At 40.6% G+C, this 20,827-nt stretch carries 20 protein-coding genes; 9 read left to right on the forward strand and 11 right to left on the reverse strand.

What is annotated here, in order from left to right; all coding sequences use genetic code 11:
* Positions 1–92 precede the first annotated feature (92 nt).
* Positions 93–2,123, forward strand: coding sequence for a transglycosylase domain-containing protein (locus ACDX78_RS20140; protein WP_486030198.1), 2,031 nt, complete (start codon positions 93–95; stop codon positions 2,121–2,123).
* 312 nt (positions 2,124–2,435) lie between these two features.
* Here ACDX78_RS20140 and ACDX78_RS20145 read toward each other — a convergent pair whose 3' ends face one another.
* From ACDX78_RS20145 to ACDX78_RS20155, 3 genes are all read right to left on the reverse strand, one after another.
* Positions 2,436–2,957, reverse strand: a complete 522-nt coding sequence (locus ACDX78_RS20145; protein WP_486030200.1) for a YwhD family protein — start codon at positions 2,955–2,957, stop codon at positions 2,436–2,438.
* A 99-nt stretch (positions 2,958–3,056) separates the two neighbouring features.
* Complete coding sequence (locus ACDX78_RS20150; protein WP_486030202.1) at positions 3,057–3,563, reverse strand: YwgA family protein; 507 nt, start codon at positions 3,561–3,563, stop codon at positions 3,057–3,059.
* A gap of 162 nt (positions 3,564–3,725) precedes the next feature.
* Entirely contained in the window at positions 3,726–5,027 is a 1,302-nt protein-coding gene (locus ACDX78_RS20155; RefSeq protein ID WP_486030204.1) for an HD domain-containing protein, read from the reverse strand.
* Positions 5,028–5,344: 317 nt separating this feature from the next.
* Here ACDX78_RS20155 and ACDX78_RS20160 point away from each other — a divergent pair, with 317 nt between their 5' ends.
* Together ACDX78_RS20160 and ACDX78_RS20165 are read left to right on the forward strand one after the other, a co-directional pair.
* Positions 5,345–6,199: a lipoate--protein ligase family protein gene (locus tag ACDX78_RS20160; RefSeq protein ID WP_486030206.1), complete on the forward strand. Its 855-nt coding sequence runs from the start codon at positions 5,345–5,347 to the stop codon at positions 6,197–6,199.
* 146 nt (positions 6,200–6,345) lie between these two features.
* Complete coding sequence (locus ACDX78_RS20165) at positions 6,346–7,485, forward strand: Rpn family recombination-promoting nuclease/putative transposase (RefSeq protein ID WP_486030208.1); 1,140 nt, start codon at positions 6,346–6,348, stop codon at positions 7,483–7,485.
* A gap of 93 nt (positions 7,486–7,578) precedes the next feature.
* Here the strand turns inward: ACDX78_RS20165 and pta are convergent, their stop codons facing one another.
* Positions 7,579–8,553 carry a phosphate acetyltransferase gene (pta, locus tag ACDX78_RS20170; RefSeq protein ID WP_486030209.1) on the reverse strand — a complete coding sequence of 325 codons (975 nt, stop codon included), beginning with the start codon at positions 8,551–8,553 and terminating at the stop codon, positions 7,579–7,581.
* 264 nt (positions 8,554–8,817) lie between these two features.
* On the opposite strand from pta, the gene hemQ reads away from it, so the two are divergent.
* From hemQ to ACDX78_RS20190, 4 genes are all read left to right on the forward strand, one after another.
* On the forward strand, positions 8,818–9,570 hold the full coding sequence (gene hemQ, locus ACDX78_RS20175) for a hydrogen peroxide-dependent heme synthase (RefSeq protein ID WP_486030211.1): 753 nt from the start codon (positions 8,818–8,820) through the stop codon (positions 9,568–9,570).
* A gap of 185 nt (positions 9,571–9,755) precedes the next feature.
* The gene (locus tag ACDX78_RS20180) at positions 9,756–10,181 is read left to right on the forward strand and encodes a cell wall hydrolase (RefSeq protein WP_486030212.1); all 426 of its coding nucleotides are present in this window, start codon (positions 9,756–9,758) and stop codon (positions 10,179–10,181) included.
* An 83-nt stretch (positions 10,182–10,264) separates the two neighbouring features.
* Positions 10,265–10,741, forward strand: coding sequence for a spore coat protein GerQ (gerQ, locus tag ACDX78_RS20185; protein WP_486030214.1), 477 nt, complete (start codon positions 10,265–10,267; stop codon positions 10,739–10,741).
* 92 nt (positions 10,742–10,833) lie between these two features.
* Positions 10,834–11,085: a hypothetical protein gene (locus tag ACDX78_RS20190; RefSeq protein WP_486030216.1), complete on the forward strand. Its 252-nt coding sequence runs from the start codon at positions 10,834–10,836 to the stop codon at positions 11,083–11,085.
* A gap of 2 nt (positions 11,086–11,087) precedes the next feature.
* On the opposite strand, the gene ACDX78_RS20195 is transcribed toward ACDX78_RS20190, so the two are convergent.
* The 4 genes from ACDX78_RS20195 to ACDX78_RS20210 all read right to left on the reverse strand — a co-directional run bounded on the left by ACDX78_RS20195 (position 11,088) and on the right by ACDX78_RS20210 (position 12,718).
* Complete coding sequence (locus tag ACDX78_RS20195; protein ID WP_486030218.1) at positions 11,088–11,456, reverse strand: DUF423 domain-containing protein; 369 nt, start codon at positions 11,454–11,456, stop codon at positions 11,088–11,090.
* A 16-nt stretch (positions 11,457–11,472) separates the two neighbouring features.
* A complete protein-coding gene (locus ACDX78_RS20200) occupies positions 11,473–11,778 on the reverse strand; it encodes a YwdI family protein (protein ID WP_486030220.1) in 306 nt (101 codons plus the stop codon).
* 194 nt (positions 11,779–11,972) lie between these two features.
* A complete protein-coding gene (locus ACDX78_RS20205; RefSeq protein WP_486030221.1) occupies positions 11,973–12,119 on the reverse strand; it encodes a hypothetical protein in 147 nt (48 codons plus the stop codon).
* 293 nt (positions 12,120–12,412) lie between these two features.
* On the reverse strand, positions 12,413–12,718 hold the full coding sequence (locus tag ACDX78_RS20210) for a phasin family protein (RefSeq protein ID WP_486030223.1): 306 nt from the start codon (positions 12,716–12,718) through the stop codon (positions 12,413–12,415).
* 268 nt (positions 12,719–12,986) lie between these two features.
* Between ACDX78_RS20210 and ACDX78_RS20215 the strand changes: the two genes are divergently transcribed.
* Positions 12,987–14,333: a YjiH family protein gene (locus tag ACDX78_RS20215; protein ID WP_486030225.1), complete on the forward strand. Its 1,347-nt coding sequence runs from the start codon at positions 12,987–12,989 to the stop codon at positions 14,331–14,333.
* A gap of 290 nt (positions 14,334–14,623) precedes the next feature.
* Here ACDX78_RS20215 and ACDX78_RS20220 read toward each other — a convergent pair whose 3' ends face one another.
* Complete coding sequence (locus ACDX78_RS20220; RefSeq protein WP_486030227.1) at positions 14,624–15,643, reverse strand: acyltransferase family protein; 1,020 nt, start codon at positions 15,641–15,643, stop codon at positions 14,624–14,626.
* A 233-nt stretch (positions 15,644–15,876) separates the two neighbouring features.
* Positions 15,877–16,725 (reverse strand): non-homologous end joining protein Ku, encoded by an 849-nt coding sequence (gene ku / locus ACDX78_RS20225; protein ID WP_486030229.1) that lies wholly within the window; start codon positions 16,723–16,725, stop codon positions 15,877–15,879.
* A gap of 95 nt (positions 16,726–16,820) precedes the next feature.
* Between ku and ACDX78_RS20230 the strand changes: the two genes are divergently transcribed.
* A complete protein-coding gene (locus ACDX78_RS20230; RefSeq protein WP_486030231.1) occupies positions 16,821–18,620 on the forward strand; it encodes a DNA ligase D in 1,800 nt (599 codons plus the stop codon).
* Positions 18,621–18,942: 322 nt separating this feature from the next.
* Here ACDX78_RS20230 and ACDX78_RS20235 read toward each other — a convergent pair whose 3' ends face one another.
* The gene (locus tag ACDX78_RS20235; RefSeq protein ID WP_486030233.1) at positions 18,943–20,337 is read right to left on the reverse strand and encodes an L-cystine transporter; all 1,395 of its coding nucleotides are present in this window, start codon (positions 20,335–20,337) and stop codon (positions 18,943–18,945) included.
* Positions 20,338–20,827: the final 490 nt, after the last annotated feature.

The following is a 20,827-nucleotide window of genomic DNA, read 5'->3' on the forward strand; positions in this document are numbered from 1 at the left end:
TTCTGCGGCTACACATCTTGTCGAAAATATGGTTTATTTCACTGCAAATTTCCCCATAATGTTAGTAATCAAAAATAATGGAGCAATCAAACATGAAAAACGTATTTTCATTTTTAAAACATCCCCTATTTATCAAAGTAATACTGGGATTTTTTTTGGCTGTGACCGGCAGCATTTTCGGTATATACGTCATTAGTTTTGTACTGGGGCCACCGAGCCTGGCCAATGACCAAAACACGACCTATTATAGTCAAAACGGAAACATGATCGGTGAGGAGCACGGAATAGAATACAGAAGATGGATCGACCTGGAGGATATTTCCGCAGATGCTATTCAAGCGACTATTATAGTCGAGGATCAGCATTTTTATGACCATTCCGGTTTTGACCTTAAGCGAATTTTTTCAGCACTTTTAACCGATATAAGCACCTGGTCACTAAAGGAAGGAGCAAGCACTATATCCCAGCAATACGCGCGTAACTTGTATTTGACACAAGAGAAAACCTGGGTGCGTAAATTAAAAGAAGCGTTTTTTGCGATCCGTTTGGAGATGTTTTATTCCAAAGAAGAAATTCTTGAAGGTTATTTAAACACGATTTATTACGGACACGGCGCCTATGGCATTGAATCCGCTAGTAATTATTTTTTTGATAAATCAGCTGCTGAATTGACTTTAGCAGAAGCGGCAATGCTTGCAGGAGTCCCGAGAGGACCGAGCTACTATTCTCCGCTCGCAGATCAGCAAAGAGCTAAAAATAGGCAAAAACGAATTTTAAGGTTGATGAATGAAGACGGGGCCATTAACGATCAAAACCTATTTCTTGCCTCTCGGGAAAATCTTATTTTTAACGAAAGTGAAGAAAACGGCGAAAGTAAGGCTGGCGGTTACTTTCAAGATGAAGCTTTAAAAGAAGCAGCAGCTATTTTGGAGCTTGAGGTAGATGAAATTCGATCTGGCGGCTATGAAATTCACACTACGTTAGATGAAACTTTTCAGAAACAATTGCAAGACGAGGTAGAGGGAACTATCCAAACAGAAAGTGATATTGAAGTTGGCTCCCTTTCGATCGACCCAAGTTCAGGAGGGATTTTAGCAATGGTTGGAGGGCGTGACTATACGGAAAGTCCATTCAATCGCACCTTTGCAGCAAAACGGATGCCCGGCTCTTCCTTTAAGCCATTTCTTTATTACACTGCTTTGAAAAACGGCTACACTGCAAATACGATGCTGATGAGCCAACCAACTGTTTTCGAGCTCGAGGAGGAGGAGGTTTATCAACCAAGCAATTTTAACGGCTATTATGCGAATGATTCCATTACTCTGGCACAGGCCATCGCGCTATCAGACAATGTGTACGCGGTCAAAACAAATATGTATGTAGGTGCCGATAAGCTTGTCGAAACGGCCCGTGACTTCGGGTTTACAAGTGATTTACCCGCTGTGCCGTCCCTTGCCTTAGGCACTGCCGCTGTTTCAGTACAAGAAATGGTAACAGGGTACGGAATGCTTGCAAACGGGGGCAGAGAGATCGATTCCTATATGATTGAAAAAATTGTCGATCGAAATGGGAAAACCGTTTTTGAAAGAGAAAAAAATAAGGGCGAATTGGTGCTTGATCCACAAAAAGTATTTATTTTGACCCATCTGCTGTCAGGGATGTTCGACAGCGAACTGGATGGATATATGGCTGTAACAGGTTCGACCATAGCAGATCACCTTACAAGGCTTTATGCGGGAAAATCAGGAACGACTGCATCCGACAGCTGGATGATCGGCTACAGCCCTGACCTGGTAACAGGCGTATGGATTGGCTATGACGATAACCGGCCGATGGAACAAACACAGGAACACGAGTACGCCAAAACGATATGGGCCAACTTTATGGAAAATGCACACGCGAACAACGCACAGGAAAAATTCCCGACACCTCCGGGACTCGTCGCTGTTCCAGTTGACCCGCAAACCGGTCAGCGGGCAACACCCTACTGCAGCCAAAGCCGTGTGATGTATTTTGAAAAAGGCACAGAACCTCTTTCCTATTGCTCAGATCATTTCCATGAAAAAAATCAAACAAACGATAAGAGCATGGTAGAACGCCTATTTGACATGTTTGACAGCTGACTGAAGCAGGGGGGTATTATGAGGAGATATGAGCGAATTCCTTGAGTTATCAGCGATTTCTCTAAGTTGTGAGCGAATTCGTGATCCCCGGGCAATTTTTGTGGTTCCAGAGCAACTTTCCGTTTATAATTCCCTGATCTACGGCCGCAAATAAAAAGAAGCCGACCTTTACGAAAACAGGTCGGCTTCTTTTTTGTCCTAGTAATATATACATGTGTAACCCATGTATACATATTTTACAAATTTCTCATTGAAAGTACAAGGCATTCCGATATACTTCTACCAACGTCACAAAAAGTTCATAATTCAGCTTTATTCCGGCAAGGCTTCTTTCAGTTCATCTGTAGCGTTTTTCCACATTTCCTCATCAAATTCTACAAGGTAATTTCTTAGTAATTTTTTTGAGTGATCATCCATATGTTCCACAATAATTTTGCCTTTCAGCGATTTTTCCATATGTGTGACATGCTCTGGCATGGATTTATAGGCACGTTTAATAGAACGGTCGACCCGGAGTTCACTTCCCGCAACCCCAGCATAATAAGGCCCGTTCTCCCCACGCTCGACATTCACCCATACAATCCAATATAGCTTCCCGTTTGGTACTTCATCTTTATTCGGTAAATACTTCACCCTGCGCTCGATCTCACTGCGGGCATGCATCGCTCCCATATCAACATATGCTTTATTTTCACCAGGGTCCACAATGACAGGCGACATATTTTCCAGGCTCACCGTACCAGCACCGTAACCCCCATGGCCGTCTGTAGAGTCATCCTTTAATATTGTAAATGTATTTTTCTTTTTTTTATCTGAAGATTGATCTGCACTCATTCGTGATCCTCCTTCTGCTTTTATTGTTTCCCATTGTAGCATAGTTACATAGATATTTTCATTCCCTGAACTCGCTATACTGATCTGAAAGCTGATCTTTTAGTAAGATGAACCTTTCATGAGCCGTTCAATAAATTCCCATCCTTGATTGACCTCTTCGGCTGAATAGTTCTGCTTTGATTTTACTTGATGGATTTTTTCCACCACCTCGGATTTTGGCAATGAATCAAAATACATTATTGTCGCTACAAGCTCTAAAAAACGCGAACTCTTCTGCTTCAGAAGCTTCACTTTCTGTTCCAATCCAGGCAAATGAGAAGCAAACTGCTGCAAAAATGCCTCCCCATCCCCAGTAATACTATAATGATATTGAAAATAATTGCTTTTTTCTTCCCTTACTTCTTCCAAAAACCCTAAATTACAAAGTTCTTCTACCCTTAGTGTCAGTTCTTCGGAATACGGACCATAAAAATGGTATTCAAATTTTTCTTCAAAAGGAAGCTTGCATTTCTGCAGGATATAAATCATTTTTTGCAGTTTCTTTCTTCCGGAAACTTCAGTTGTCACCGAAAAAAACGCCATTAATTTGGCATGGTTTGTTAACATTTTACACATCTCCCGTAACAGAAATCAAAGGTCATTAGCCCGCAGTAAGCATCAGGGAAATCGGCGAAATAGCCAAATATCCAGTCTAAGCTTCTACACCTGATTAACCTGAATAATTTTATACTTCCCTGCATTTTAAAAAAGTACTTGGCAGGCACACAGTTATTCAGCCAGTCCCAATATTTCTCTGATTCGCTTTCTAATATTTTCATCAGGCAGCTTCTCCATGAGATCACTCGGAAAATAGAGCTTATGATCTGTCCGTTTTTTTCCTGAAATGGATTCTACAATATCCGAATTTCTTGATAGCTCTTTTAAACTGCCATCCGGCATAAGCAAATGAATCGGCAGACGCTCTTCTTCCTCGCCGGGACGGTAAAAATCATAAGGCAAATCAGAAGAGGAATCGACAACAAGATAATAATCGGGATCCATTCCCGCTTCCTTAAATAACCCATACAGTTCCATCCACGTATTCATTTGGAGATTCGGGTTAAATTCAATATATTTAAACAAGCGGCGATTCACAAACCGCTCACATAAATCTCTTAAAATAGCATCGTCTTCTTCCTGCCATAACTGAAAGTAATAGGAGACAATTCCTTCATCCAGCTTCAAGTATTCCTCCAATTGGACATCTCCGGTAAAAAAGGACATGAAATGAGTGGGTTTTAGTTTAAATGTAAAACCCTCCGACTCAAACAAGTATTTTGCCCGATGCAGAATTTTTGACAAAATCACTTCCGCACTTCGGGTGACAGGATGGAAATAAACTTGCCAATACATCTGATAGCGGCTCATAATATAGTCCTCCACTGCATGCATTCCCGTTGATTTAATAACGACCTGATCCTCCATTGGCCGCATGACGCGAAGTATTCGTTCCATATCAAAATGACCATAACTTACACCGGTAAAAAATGCATCCCGCTGCAGGTAGTCCATACGATCTGCATCAATCTGGCTGGATATCAGACTGACGACTAGTTTGTCATCATACGTTTTTGCAATGACATCGGCCACTTTTTGCGCAAACCTCGGTTCAACTCTCTCTAAAATAGCATTGATCGTTGTGTCGCCGAGTATAATTTCCCTTGTAAAATGCTCATGATCCAATTTAAACACTTTCTCAAAGGAGTGAGAAAATGGACCATGTCCCAGGTCATGCAACAGTGCTGCACATAAACAAAGCAGACGTTCATCATCGTTCCAATTCGGCCGGTTTTTAAAATTATATATTATCCTTCTAACTATTTCATAAACACCAAGCGAGTGATTAAATCGGCTGTGTTCCGCACCATGAAAGGTTAAATAAGTTGTTCCGAGCTGTTTAATCCGCCGCAAGCGCTGAAATTCCGGAGCGGCAATCAAATCCCAAATGACCTGGTCTTTCACATGTACATAACGGTGCACCGGGTCTTTAAACACCTTTTCTTCATGCAATTGTTCATCTTTATAAGCCATTTGCTTCATCCGTTTCTTTTCGACAATTTGTTTTTATTATATAATAGATGCTGGAAAGACTAAAGGGAAAATCATTGTCGTTTTTTTAGGCTGTTTTCTAAAAGATTGGCACTGTGCTGGCAACGTTGGCATACTCCTCGTCGGTGCAAGGAGGCTCACCAGCCGCCTCCGGCAAAGAAGAAACGCTGAAAACGACCAAAGGGAGTTTGAAGAGATATCGTACTTGTGCTCGTGGTGAAAGCGAATTGTATTCGGGGTGCGGGTGGAATAGCAACAAACGGTGTGAAAAGAGCTTTTTTCAGGTAAAGGAGATCGTTATGAAAAATTGGAAGGAAATCATTCAGCATCAGACATTTCGATATATGGATCATACAAGCATCGAATCATTTCAGGGGCGACCATTTACAGCTATGACCTCATTTGCGATCGATGACGCATTGGCAACATCTGTGAGCGATGACCTTTCCCCACCCATTATGCGATTATGGGTGCACCCTAAAACAATCGTATTAGGCATCCCGGATGCCAGGCTCCCATTTATTGAAGCGGGTGTGGAACAGCTTAGGAATCTTGGTTATCAAATCATCGTTCGGAACTCAGGCGGTCTTGCCGTGCCATTGGATGAGGGAGTGCTAAATGTTTCATTGATTTTACCTGACGTGGAACATGTTTCGATCCATGACGGTTACGAAGCTATGGTTCGCTTTATTCAGCATATGTTCCGGGATCTTACCAATGAAATCAAGGCCTTTGAAATCGTTGGATCCTATTGTCCAGGAGATTATGATTTAAGCATCGACGGGAAGAAATTTGCCGGTATTTCCCAGCGCCGTGTAAAAAATGGAGCCAGTGTCCAGATTTATTTGGATGTCGAGGGAAACAGCTTCAATAGAGCGAGTCATATTCGGAAATTTTATGATGTCAGCAAAAAAAATGAATCGACAAAATTTAATTATCCAACCGTCCAGCCTGAATTGATGGGTTCTCTGTCTGATTTGTTGGGTGTCCCTTTAACCGTGGACGGAGTGAAACAACGGATGTTTCATGCTTTAGAGGACTTCACTAGTCGTATTATAGAAAGGGATTTTTCTGCTGATGAGCTTACTTTCTTTGAAAAACGGCTGGAGCAAATGAAAAAGCGTAATGAAAAAATAGCAGCATGGAATAAATAAAGGAGCGTGGCACTACATTTGGCGCTCTTCATCCGATGCTGAGCGACGCGGCGAAGAACCCTTGTTCGCCAATGTGGATGCTGCTATAATACAATTAGTAAACTACACCACGGTAACTCCTCAAAATTTCATAAGGATGTGTATTTATGCCAATCAAACACCCCACCAAAGAATTGCCCGCAATTTTTTTCCACAGTACCATTTACGAAGAACCCGGTAAATATGAAAATAATGAAAACAAGAATCCTAAACTCCCACCGCTTTTACGTAATATATCATTAGAAGAATTAATGGATCTCAAAGTGGATTTTGCCTTTAAACAGCTGTTTGGGAACGAAAAGAATAAGGATATCACCATTGTTTTTCTCAATGCATTTTTAAAAAGAACGGGGAGAGACAAAATAGTAGACATCTTATCCGGTGATAAGGAAGCAGGTGGGGAATACCGGAAAGATAAACAATCGATACTGGACTTACTCGTCATCACGGATACTTCGGAAAAAATCAATATAGAAATACAGTTTACGAACAAGTATGATATGGTTAAACGATCAATATACTACTGGTCGGGAATGTATCGCTCCACGCTAAAAGAGAGTATGGACTATGAGGAATTAAAACCTGTTATTGCAATAAACATTATGAATTTTGACATGTTCGCCCAAACTGACCGTTTTTATACCACCTATCATTTGTATGAAGATGAAGAAAAGTACCAACTAACTGATGTAATGGAATTCCATTTTGTAGAGGTGCCCAAATTAATAAAGACCTGGTACGAGAAAAATTTAGACCCGCAAAATGATGTATTAGTCAGATGGTTATTGCTGCTTGCCATAGTTGATCACCGAAAAAAGAAGGTGTACAAGGAAATTTATCAAGAATTGGAGGGAATTTCCATGGAAGATAACGCTTTGCGTAAAGCCTTTGAAAACTGGGAAGAATTAAGCATGACAGAGGAAGAGTTCCTCGCATATGAGGCACGGATGAAAGTAATCAGAGATGAGGAATCAGCCAAGCGTGCAGCAGAGCGACGAATCGAGGAAGGTATTAGGGAAGGCATGAAAAAAGGGCTGGAAGAAGGCAGAGAACAAGGTATTAAACAAGGAAAAAAAGAAGGAAAAGTGGAAGGCAAAGTGGAAGGCAAACGCGAAGCAGAAAAAAACACTAAAAAAGAAATTGCCATTCGTTTACTGCACATGGGTATTTCAGTCGAAGTTATTGCTAACTCCACTGGACTATCCCCGGAAAATATTCTGGAATTAAAAAAAGAAATCCAAAATTAATAAAAAACCTTGCAGCAGAGCTTCCTTCTCTATTGCAAGGTTTTTTGCTACTACGATTATGTGATACAGCATGTTGAGAAGCCTCTACCTCTATCACACTTCAGATTGTACCGCTGTAATTAACGCCAATTTATACACATCATCCGTACTGCAGCCCCGGGACAGATCATTTACTGGTTTATTTAAGCCTTGCAGAATGGGCCCTACTGCTTCAAATTCACCTAAGCGCTCTGCCATTTTATAGCCGATATTTCCGGCTTCCAGGCTTGGAAATATGAATATGTTGGCATCCCCCTGCAATACAGAGTCAGGCGCTTTTTTCTTAGCTACACCAGGTACGAAAGCTGCATCAAATTGGAATTCACCATCAATCACAAGAGATGGGTTTTTCTCTTTTGCCAAGTTTAAAGCTTCTACTACTTTTTCTGTTTCATCGGATGTTGCCGATCCTTTTGTAGAGAAGCTGAGCATGGCAATTCGTGGATCCACATTAAACATTGCCCCAGTTACAGCACTTTCCACTGCGATTTCTGCCAGGTCCTGACTGTCCGGGGTCATATTAATGGCACAATCGGCAAATACATATTTTTCTTCTCCGCGTACCATGATGAATGCACCGGATGTTTTCTTTATTCCTTCTTTTGTTTTAATAATCTGCAATGCCGGACGAACTGTATCAGCAGTGGAATGAGCTGCTCCGCTTACCAGACCATCTGCCTGATTCATATAAACGAGCATAGTGCCAAAGTAATTTTCATCCTGCAATATTTTTTCCGCATCTTCCCTGGTTGCTTTTCCATTTCGCCGTTCCACAAATGTCTCTGCCATCAGCTTAAATTCCGGAAAATCGGATGGATCCATCAACTCACATGTGGAAATATCCACTTTTATGTCTTCCGCTTTTTTCTTAATCGAATTTGTATTTCCTATCAGTATAGGCGTTAGTACCCCTGCAGCACTCAATTGACTGGCTGCAGTTAAAATTCGCTCGTCCGTTCCTTCTGGAAAGACAATCCTTTTACTTTTATTAACGATTCTTTTTCTCAATCCTTCAAACAGTTCACTCATTATAACAACCCTCCTCATTGGTTATACCTTTATGATAGATGATTTATGATATTTATGCAGGGATGAAAGCAAAGGGCAATTATATCAAATTTATGACAAAACGTTTTATGTTTACGATTCATAGCCTTTTATGGATGCGTGCGCCATGAATATCATACCCTATTTATGCTATAGTAAAAACGAATGCAATAAATTATTTTTGACTTCCTGATTTAATGGTCAAATTATTATCTTGACATCAAGTATAAAGAAGGAGAGATAACGATGGTAGAACCTGTAGAGACAATGGACGGCTGGTATAGCCTGCATGATCTGCGTTCAATCGATTGGAACGCTTGGAAAATGGCTTCGGATCAACAGCGAAAAGAAGCATTGGACAGCTTTGAAAACCTGCTAACAAAATGGGAAGCAGTAGAAGCAAAGAAAAAAGGGAGCCATGTTTTATATAAAGTGGTTGGTCAGAAAGCAGACTTGATCTTTATGTTTTTAAGGCCTACGATGGACGAACTGTCAGATATGGAAACAGCATTAAATAAATCAAAGATGGGTGAATTCTTGATCCCCGCCCATTCCTATCTATCCGTTGTAGAGCTGTCCAAATACCGGCCACAAAAAGAAGGGGAACCAGATCCTGAAACCTTGCCGGAAACCCAGGAACGCCTCAAACCGATCCTGCCAAAATGGGAACATATTTGTTTTTATCCAATGGACAGGCGTCGTGAAGGGGAAGAAAACTGGTATACCCTTGAAAAAAATGTACGCGGCAAACTGCTTTATGAACATAGTATGACCGGCCGAAAATATGCCGGAAAAGTGAAGCAAATCATCACCGGCTCAATTGGACTCGATGACTGGGAATGGGGCGTAACTTTGTTTGCCCATGAACCATTGGAATTTAAAAAGATTGTCTATGAAATGCGCTGGGATGAAGTAAGCTCCCGCTACGGAGAGTTTGGAGCGTTTTTCGTCGGCAATCATTTTCCAAAAGAGCAGCTTGCAGATTATTTTTCTGTTTGAATAAAATGAGCTTGCAGCATGAAGTGGTGCGAACATAAAAATAGCACGTGAAATCTTAGGATTCACGTGCTATTTTTTTATCCAATCCTATACAAATAATTTCATTGTCATCTTTTTCTGGAGAATCACATACATATAATTAGAATGTTTTTGCATCCAGATTTCACTGAAGTGAGGAATGTTTTATGGCTGTTGTTTCACATACAGAAAATGATGTTGCATTACTGGCAAGGCTGATGCGGGCTGAAGCTGAAGGTGATGGGGAATTGGGCATGCTGATGGTTGGTAATACGGGAGTTAATCGGGTGATTGCCGCCTGTACTGATTTTACGGATATCCGAAATATCAATGATATGGTATTCCAAAGTCCCGGTGGGTTTGAAGCAACACAGAAGGGATATTTTTATCAGCGGGCAAGGGAAGCGGATAAACGATTAGCAAGGAGAGTCATCCAAGGGGAACGCCAGCATCCTGCTAGTAATTCATTGTGGTTTTTCTTCCCGGAAGGAGCCTGCCCTGATCAATGGTTTAATCAATGGAACAGCGGAAGATATAAATCACATTGTTTTTACAACCCAAGCCAGTCTGAATGTCCGCAAGTATTTAGGTAAAACAGCATCACCATTTAAAAGGGAATGGACGCTGCACGTGCGCTCCCGCTAATATTCGTAAATTCTTATAAGGAGGTTTTTTTATGAGCGAGAAAGATGACAATCAACACCAGCAGCAGGCAGGAAACCCTTATCAGGCAGCTTATCCATATTACTATTACCCAACAGCATCTCCAGCATATTATCCCATGTATAACTACCGGCAGAATGCCCAGCCTCAGCAGCAATTTGCGCAGCAGCAAACACCACAGGCCCAGGGGCAGGATCACGGCATGCTGCCAATCCAAGAATCCTACATCGAAAATATTCTGCGACTGAATCAAGGAAAAATCGCCACAGTGTATATGACATTTGAATACAATAATCAGTGGAATGCCAAAATTTTCAGGGGCAGGATAGAAGCTGCAGGAAGAGATCATATTATCTTGAGCGACCCTGACACCGACAGAAGATACTTATTGTTAATGGTTTATCTGGACTATGTCACTTTTGATGAAGAAATTAACTATACGTATCCTTTTGCTGAAGACAGCCAATTAGCATCATATCCACCTCGCTAAAGAGAGACAATTACTTAACACCCAGCAGAGAAAAGGATGACACGATAAAACTGGTGTCATCTTTTTCTTATCTCATGGAAAGGGGCTGTAAAATGAGACATCCTTATGAGAAGTATATCCGCCTGGAATTAATCACTATCATTCTTATATGCTTATTAGGTTTGTTTGCCATTATCCAAAGTTATATACTTTTTATCTTTCTTGGTCTCTATCTTCTAACAGTCAACCTCATTTTAACTGCCCTGATTGAATTTCACACGTATCGTGCACATGAAGCGATAAAGCATGTATTAAGAGCCATTTTTCTATTTGTTTTTACAACATATCTCATCTTTCTTATATAATTTTACAGATGTCTCATAATAACTGTTCCTAGCAGCACCCAGCCAATTAAAAAGGCAACACCGCCGAGGGGCGTAATCATGGCAAATGTTCTCATGCCAGTTGTTGAATACATGTACAGGCTTCCGGAAAACAGGATAATACCGATCAAAAACATCCACCCTGCCCACATGATTCCACCTGAAGTAATCTTTGCCATCAAGAGACCCGTAAAAAGCAGTGCCATCGTATGAAACATTTGATAGTTTACCGCTTTGTCCCACGTCCCCAGTGCTTTCTGAGAAATTCTGCCTTCCAGACCGTGTGCCCCGAATGCACCTAAAGCAACCGCTAAAAATCCATTTATCGTTCCAAACAGTAAAAACAATTTCATTTCAATTCACCTCTAGTTAAAAATCAAAAATAGAGCTTCCATTCGCCCCATCATGATCAATTTTTGATTTCTCTTCCTGCTGTTTGCTTTTCTCTATTCCATATCCCTTTTCACCAAGCATTGCTTTCAACTCAGCTTCTTTCATATTATTGGGTCTTTTCGGTGACTTTACCGTTGTTTCCTCCTCATCTAAAAACAAATCACATAAAAGGCGAATGTGCTGAATATGCTTCAGCATGGCAGCATCGTTATCCTGTAACTCCCTTGCCTGCTGTAATTCTATCATCATTTTCTGGAGGACTTTTTCATTATCTACAGCCATCATGATCGCTCCTTTTGCATTCATGCAGTTTCCACAGTAGAGTATACCAGTTTTGGGAGGGAATTTCCTTTCTGAATCAATCGCCATGAATTCTCGTTTTAACCACAATAAAACACATGGAAATTTGTCGGATCTCCATGCGCCATTATTTTATTTGCAACAAAGAACCGTCCCCGTGTTGCATTTTTTATACATTATTGGCTCGTAGCCCCCGCGATTTTCTTCTCTTCTTCATCTTTATAGTTTTCATACACCCACTGCAAAAACGCTATCTCATTATCCTGTAATTGTCTACCCAGCTTTTCTTTTGTGTTTTCACAAAGTTGTACAAAATTTTTCATTTTGATATTGTACCCTCCCAAAACACGCTTTTATATTAATATATATCATCCATTGTATAGTGATTATAAGCAGAAATCAACTAAATTTTATGGAATAAGCTGAATTTACAGATAAGTGCTTTTTTTGACAACTCTTTCATTTGAAATCCGACAGTTTACAGGTGTTTTAGCACTATTTACTGCATTCTTCTTTGTTGATTGTCAAAATGGGGGAGAAACCGGATTAATGGGGGATTATGTTGAGTTCTTTTCTGTCCGGTTTTCTCCAGTCCATTTAATTTATCGCTTACATACTACATGTCATTTTTATCATGCATTGCTTCCAGCTGGGTAATGCGTGCACGCAATTCATTTATATCTTCTTTTGTCGCCAGACCGATTTCTTTCGCAAATTTTTGAGCTTGTTCATATTGCTTAGAATTCCATTCATCTTTTTTCATTTCGCCTTTATCCACAAATCCCTGCATGACTGATTTTGCTTCTTCCTGGGTCAATTCATTCTGATCCACCATTTCCTTCAGTTTTTGATCAAACTTTTCTTTACTTGTCACTGCCGCTCCCAAACCGAGTAAAAATCCTTTTTTTATTAAATCATTCATCAAAAACACCCTTTCTTTATTTTCATCGCATTAAATAATATGTGATATTGTCAGTATAACAAATTTATGGATGGCAGGTGGCATGAATAATGGTTTCACCGGAAAAAATCCATAAAACTTCGTACATAGTTCTTTCTATCTGTTCCCCCTTTTTCAGTCTGTTTAACATGATCCATTATATTTTCTTTAAAAAATAGATGGATATATACCATTTCTTCACTTATAATTAGATGAAAATACATTATTTATAATACGAGGGGGTTTATTAATGAAGAATAATTATCACTTTAGTGATCATTTGCGGTTTATTATACCGTCTTTAATCGGAATATTTTTATTTATTACTCCTGTAAACACAGAGGAAGGTTTCACAATTCCAATCGCGATCATGGCAAATTTTGTACAGGATCTTCTGGCGGAGCAGCTGTCCGCGATTATTCTGGTTATTATTCTGGTAACAGCTATCTTCACACTTATTGCAAAACTTATGGGACCTGATACATTTAAAAAGACACCGTTTTTTCATAATTTATTTCATACAAGTGTCTTCTGGACAGCCACGAGAGTAATTGCCGGTGTTTTTGCTGTGATGGTATTTTTCCAAATCGGTCCGGAGGCGTTGCATGGACCTGATACCGGCCAATTGCTTTTGGGTGATTTATTGCATGTTCTGTTTGCTGTTTTCTTATTTGCTGGATTATTTTTACCTTTACTGATGAATTTTGGACTACTCGAATTTTTTGGGAGTCTGATGACCAAAGTGATGCGGCCCCTGTTCCGATTGCCCGGACGTGCTTCGATTGACTCCTTGGCTTCATGGGTCGGTGATGGAACAATCGGGGTACTTTTATCAAGTAAACAGTATGAGGATGGTTTTTATACAAAAAGGGAAGCTGCCGTTATTGGTACGACCTTCTCAGTAGTTTCGATTACGTTCTCGCTGGTAATAATTTCTTATGTTGACCTTGAGCATATGTTTGTGCCATTTTATTTAACAGTACTCGCAGCCGGATTTATCGCTGCACTTATTATGCCGAGAATTCCGCCGCTTTCTCGAAAGGCGGACACATATATTGATGAAAATGCGGAAGGGATTAAAGAGGAAATTCCCACGGATTATAATGCCGTTACCTATGGATATGAAAAAGCCCTGGAGAGAAGCGGTAAAGAAAAAAGTGCATACCGTTTCTTTAAAGAAGGCGGGCAAAATATTTTGGATATGTGGATGGGTGTTGCTCCGGTAGTGATGGCTATTGGTCTTGTTGCCCTGATCTTTGCCGAATATACACCGGTGTTTCAGTGGCTCGGCATGCCATTCATTCCACTCTTGGAATTAATGCAGGTGCCATTTGCCCAGGAGGCATCTGAAACGGTATTAATCGGTTTTGCAGACATGTTTCTTCCTGCTGTCTTTGGTGCATCCATTGAAGCGGAAATTACACGTTTTATCATTGCAGCATTATCGGTATCGCAGCTTATTTTCATGTCTGAAACAGGGGGCTTTCTCCTGGGATCCAAAGTTCCGGTTTCATTTTTCGACCTGGCCGTTATCTTCCTGCTTCGGACACTTATCACATTGCCGATCATCGTATTAATTGCACACATGATTTTTTAAGGTACCTGGGACTGCGCTAAAATGCTCGTCCCACCGTAAAGATTTGGGACTGCGCTAAAATGCTCGTCCCACCGTAAAGACTTGTCACTTCTTTGTCGATTAGGTGCTGATAGTCGATTCCGTATTGGAAACTTGCTAAAAAACAAGCAGACGACCTTGTATTGGCCGTCTGCTTGTTTTATTAAAAAAGGGGGTCATATTATAGTACGTTTTAGACTTTGTTTCGTTTCATAAATATGATACTTTTTTTCTTTGTTATTATTTCATCGGCTTCTTTAAAACTTTTATTCTTATGACTCCGTTTCCGGCTGGTTTTTCCATTTATTCCTGAATCTTTGTTTCAATATAGAAAATTTCCCTTCAATCAAAGGCTGCCATATTCCGACAATTGGCCTGCTTGATAACAGAAGTACGAGCGCAGCCGATAGTGCAGCAAGCCCTAAAAAATCAAACAGGTTATTTACTTCAAATAATTCTCCCTGTCGAAAGAATTGGATAAAAAATCCGTGTAATAAATATACATACAGTGTTCGTGCGCCGAGTTTCGTCCATTTGTACTGCTTTTCGGGAATCCAGGCAAATATACTAATTACCATTAATGCAGAAACGGTGTATACAAGCAGTCTTATCAAACCACCATATTCTGCCATTCCCAGATCAGCATATGAACTGGACGCGAGCAACCAGCCTGTTTGAAAGTTAGGCAAGAAATAGATTGCCGCAGCCAATACAGCCATAATGCCAATAGATATAAACTTCATCTGTTTATTTTTCACCGTCTTGAGCAGCTGCTTTTCCGTCACCCAATAACCGATCAGAAAGAACGGAAAAAACACAAAGGTACGAGATAAACTGAAGGTATGCCCAATTTCACCAAAATAACCTACAATTAAGCCAATTTGCACCGCGATTGTAATACCTAGCGCAGGCGGGATCTTTTTGAACCAGTACAGTAGCATATGCCAGCAAAATAAACTGAATAAAAACCATAATGACCAGTGCGGGCTGAATAAATCGGTCTGCCATCCCGGCTTTTCAATAAGATAATAATACCCTGAATAGATGATTTGAAAAATAATATAGGGTACAATTAATTTTTTCATCAAATTGATGACATATTTAAAATGACCGAATCCCTTTGCAAAAAATCCGGCCAGCAAAATAAATGCCGGCATATGGAAAGTATATATCCACATGTAAAGTGTGTGTACTTGAACAGATCCACTCACAAAGGGCTGAATCATATGTCCAAACACAACCAGAAAAATCAAAATGACTTTCGCGTTATCAATAAATGCGTTTCTTTCCAAAGTTCCTCACCCTTTATTCGATATAATCCCTTATATACATATAATCCCTTATATAACCTATTCTACCGAAGTCACTGTTAAAATAAGCAGATTTCACTCAGTTGTTAGTGATTTGTAAATTTAATGTAAAAAGTGTGGCAAATCGAATGCAACATAGGGACAATTCTTCTGTTTCCCTGCAGGCGTTTAAGTAAGCAAAAAAAATGACTACAATTGCAGTCATTTTTTCAGCGTTACGTACTTGTTTTCTTCTTTCGTGTTGCCTGCTTCTTTTTCTGCGGCTGTTTCGGTTTTGGTTTTTCTTTTTTCGCCTTGTCAAGTGAAGCCTGCAGCGCATCCATTAAATTATCGGCTCCTGTTGGTGTTTTTGGTTCAACCTCTTTTGCCGTGGTGACTTCCTCATTATTTTTCTTCTGCTCTATCAGCTCCAGCAATGCTGTTCTATAGTCATCCGTATATTTTTCAGGTTGAAACTCCGTTGTCAGCTGATCAATCAGCATTTTTGCCGCATCCAATTCCTTCTTGGCCGTTTCTACTTTTTCTGGAACATTCGGTACACCTTCCGCCTCACGCACTTCATCAGGATAATGGATGGTTTCCACAACCAGCGTATTTTCATAAACTCGAATCACCGCTAGCTGCTCTTTAGAGCGGATCATCATTTTGGCAATGCCGATCTTTCCAGTATCATTCAGGGCAGTCCTCAGCAATCCATATGCCTTCGATCCCCCATCATTTGGAGATAAATAATAGCTTTTTTCAAAAAAAATCGGATCAATCTCTTCCAGTTTGACAAAATCCATAATTTCTACCGCTTTATCTCCCTGTTCTTTTTGCAATGCCTTTAACTCTTCTTCATCCAAAATCACAAATTTATTTTTCGCATATTCATATGCTTTTACTATTTCATCGTTTTCAATTTCACGATCACAAACCGGACATACTTTTTCGTATTTGATAGGCGACTCACATTCCTTATGGAGCTGCCTCAGCTTTACATCTTTATTCTCGGTTGCCGCGTGCATTTTCACAGGAATATTTACCAGTCCAAAGCTGATCGTCCCTTTCCACATCGTGTGCATGATACTACCTCCTTTTTTATAGTTTGTCGGCAGCGGGCCATTTTATCCTGTTAAATTTTCTCGAATAAGCCATATTAATGACAGAGGTGTTTTAGATGGAAATCATGAAACCAATCAGAGCAGAGGAAATTCCCAGTGGAGATGCATGGGTTTACGAGGTAAAGTATGACGGGTTTCGGTGTATTTTGCATTGGGAAAAGACCCGGGTTCAACTTATCAGTAAAAATGAGAAAGACTTAACTGCCCAGTTTCCGGAAATCGTTGATGCGTGCCTGGACATGCAAAATAGCATGGAATTTCTGCTGCCAGTCAAACTTGACGGGGAATTGGCTGTTCTGAATCATGCGTTCCAGGCTAATTTTTCATGGATGCAAAAAAGGGGAAGATTGAAAAATAAGGCGTCCATTGATAAAGCAGCAATAAACAGACCGGCAAGTTTCTTGGCGTTTGATTTGTTGGAGATAAAAGGAACATCCTGCCATAAGAGAGACTTGGAGAATCGAAAAAAACAATTGCAACAGCTTTTTCAAAATGGGGGAATAAACCAGCGAATACAGCTAGTAAAATCCTATGTAAATAAAGATGAATTGAAGGATATTATTTTTGAACATAAAGGAGAAGGCATGGTCGCTAAACGGAAGGACAGCCATTATCTTTCGGGAAAAAATCATCATGATTGGGTTAAAATAAAAAATTGGCGAAACGGGCAAGGGTTTTTGACAGCATTTAATACGGAGAATAATTATTTTACGGTGGAAGTGTTTGATGGGGATTCCCTATTGGAAGTAGGAAAGTGTAAACACGGAATGGATCAGGAGTCATTTCAAACAGTAAAAAAGTTATTTACCGGACAAGGTGAAAAACATGGAAACACCTACACTTTGCCTCCTGCCATCTGTGCTTCCATTCGCACGCTTGATCTCTATGATGGAGAATTTCGCGAACCGGAATTCTCGAAATTACTGCCGGAAGTTTCGCCGGAGGCCTGCCAATTGAAAAAGCTGGAGATGGATTTGGCAATGCTTCCCGCTAATGTGGAATATACAAATATGGAAAAGATTTTTTGGCCTGAAGACGGTTATACGAAAGGAGATTTACTCGGATACATTCGTGAAATTTTCCCGTATATGCTTCCTTTTTTGACAGATCGTGCCTTGACGATCATACGCGCCCCTGATGGGGTGGAAGCTGAGCACTTTTTCCAAAAACATCTGCCTGACTATGCACCGTCCTTTATGAAATATACAGAAACTGCGGAAGGAAAAGTCATTTTTGCTGATGATTTAAGTGCAGTTGTCTGGTTGGCAAATCACGGTACGATAGAATTTCATGTGCCCTTTCAGAGGGTGGAAAGCACTGACCCCTTAGAAATTGTTTTTGACCTCGACCCGCCTGACAGAAGTAAATTTCAACTGGCTGTGAAGGCTTCCCTCGTTATAAAAGAACTATTGGATAATTTGGGTCTTGTTTCTTTTGTTAAATTATCGGGCAATAAAGGATTGCAGGTTCACATCCCCATTCCGGAAGGTAGTTTGAGTTATGAAGATACTGGGCTGTTCACACAAGCGATTGCCTATACCGTGGAAGGAGCCTATCCGGATATGTTTACGACAGAACGAATGAAAAAAAAGCGACAAGGGAAACTTTATATTGATTATATGCAGCATGGAAAAGATAAAACATTAATCGTTCCCTATTCGCCGAGAAAAACGACGGAGGCCACGGTAGCTGCACCTATATTTTGGGAAGAAGTAGCGGATGGTTTGCATCCAGAACAATTTACGATTAAAAATGTCGTGGAACGGGTGCAGGCGATTGGATGTCCGTTTGCAAATTATCTGGACGCGGGGGAAAATCAAAATATATCTGATTTAAAAAAGCTAATTTATGAATGAATATGTTGTTATTACTAGATGAAGAAAGCTTATAGAGAGTAGCTCGGGACTTTCCCTCGGACACAACATCACGAGGTTTTGCCACTTTAGGGGCTTCGAAACGATCCGTCGATTCCCTCATCAGCAGATTTTGACGCTGGAATGGCTTCGAGACACTCTCTCGATTCCCTCATCAGCAGGGTTTGACGCTGGAACGGATTCGAGACGACCCGCCGACTCTCTCATCAGGAGGTTTTACCGCTTTAATGGCTTCGAGTTCCTACCTCAACTTCCAACCTCATTCCAAAAAAATCACTGCCCCAAATTGGAGCAGTGATTTTTCTTAAAGTGATGTTGATTCTTCAATTGCGTTCTTATCTTTAAATGTTTTCATGTTGAAATTTTTCATGACACGCGATGTCAATGTACCCGAAACCATGGATCCATTAACATTGACAGCGGTACGTCCCATATCAATAAATGCTTCGATGGAAATCAACAAACCAGCTAGCGCTACCGGCAGGTTCATGGATGACAGCACAATGAGTGCAGCAAAGGTTGCGCCACCGCCGACACCAGCTATACCAAAGGAACTGATCCCGATAATTAGGACAAGTGGAATGATAAAGCCTGGTGTAAGTGGATCAATGCCAACAGTTGGTGCTATCATGACCGCAAGCATGGCCGGGTAAATTCCTGCACAGCCATTCTGTCCCATGGTGGCCCCAAAAGAAGCTGACATATTGGCAATTCCCTGCTCTACACCCAGAGATCTTTTTTGCGCCTGGATATTCAGCGGAATCGTTCCAGCACTGGAGCGTGATGTGAAAGCAAAGCCCAGTACAGGAATCGCCTTCCGTAAATATGTCATCGGATTTAAACCTGACACACTTACTAAAATGAGCTGGATAATAAACATAACCAATAACGCGACATAAGAGGCAAGAACAAATTTACCAAGTTCCATGATTCCTGCAAAATCCGTACTTGCCACCGTATTTGCCATCAATGCTAAAATACCGAATGGTGCCAACCTTAAAATCAGTGTTACGATCCGCATTACCACCGCATAAACCGCATTTACTATATCCGTAAACCGATCAGCCTGTTCCGGACTTTTTCTCCGCAGTCCCAATACGGCAATACCTACAATGATAGAAAATATAACGACCGCGATAACGGAAGTGGAACGCTCACCCGTCATATCAAGAAAGATATTATTTGGGATAAAATTAAGAATCCGCTGCGGGGTGGATTGCTCTTCTACATCACCTAACGTAGTTTCCATCATCGTACCACGCTCTGCTTCTGCCTGACCTGCTTCAATTTGATCTGCATTTAAATCAAATACAACAGCAGTACCAATACCGATTAATGCTGCCACCATCGTAGTGGAGATCAAAATACCGATAATCCACCCGGACATTTTTCCGAGTTGCGCTGTTTTTTCCAGATTTATGATGGACTGAATAATTGATACCATCACAAGTGGAATAACGATCATCATGAGCAATCGAATATAACCGCTCCCAACGATACTGTACCAATCCGTGGTTTGGGTTAATACTTCAGAACCTGTTCCATAAATCATTTGCAATGCAGCACCGAGCACAATTCCGACGCCAAGTCCGGCAAAGACGCGCTTCGTGAATGAGAAATGCTTTTTCTGCATCCAAATAAGTAAACCTATAATTGCTAATAAAACCACTATATTTAGCGTAGTAAAAAATATATCCATATGATGTCCTCCTTTTAATTTCCGGCAGGTACCGGATTATTTAATTCTATGCATAATGAGAGCCATTTGTACCATCATACTATATAATTCCCATAAAAATGATATGAATTAACTCTATATACAATACAACGCTTTTAAGAAGGTGTCAAGCAGGTATTTATTTGAATTTAATACACCAAAGCTTTAGCACTAATTTTTGATCATCGTAAAAAATCAAGAACAAAAGCGCAAGCGCCCGTTTAGCGACGTACGGACTGCGCCTTGGGGCTACGGTACAGTGGTTCCTCGCCCCACCGTAAAGATCGGCTATGCCAGGTAGATCATTGTTGCCGCGGAAAGCGGAGGTTTAACTGATCATTCCTTCCGCAGTCAACCATGTATCACAAAAAAGCTATACACCACGGAGAATGAAAATAGTTATTGGTTGGCGATACTGATGCTACGGCTGGATGAGGAAGGTCGAAACTCCTTGGTGCGTGAGAGCCCTTTC

The sequence above is a fragment of the Virgibacillus oceani genome, from assembly GCF_041521345.1.
Classification (GTDB): domain Bacteria; phylum Bacillota; class Bacilli; order Bacillales; family Amphibacillaceae; genus Virgibacillus_N; species Virgibacillus_N oceani_A.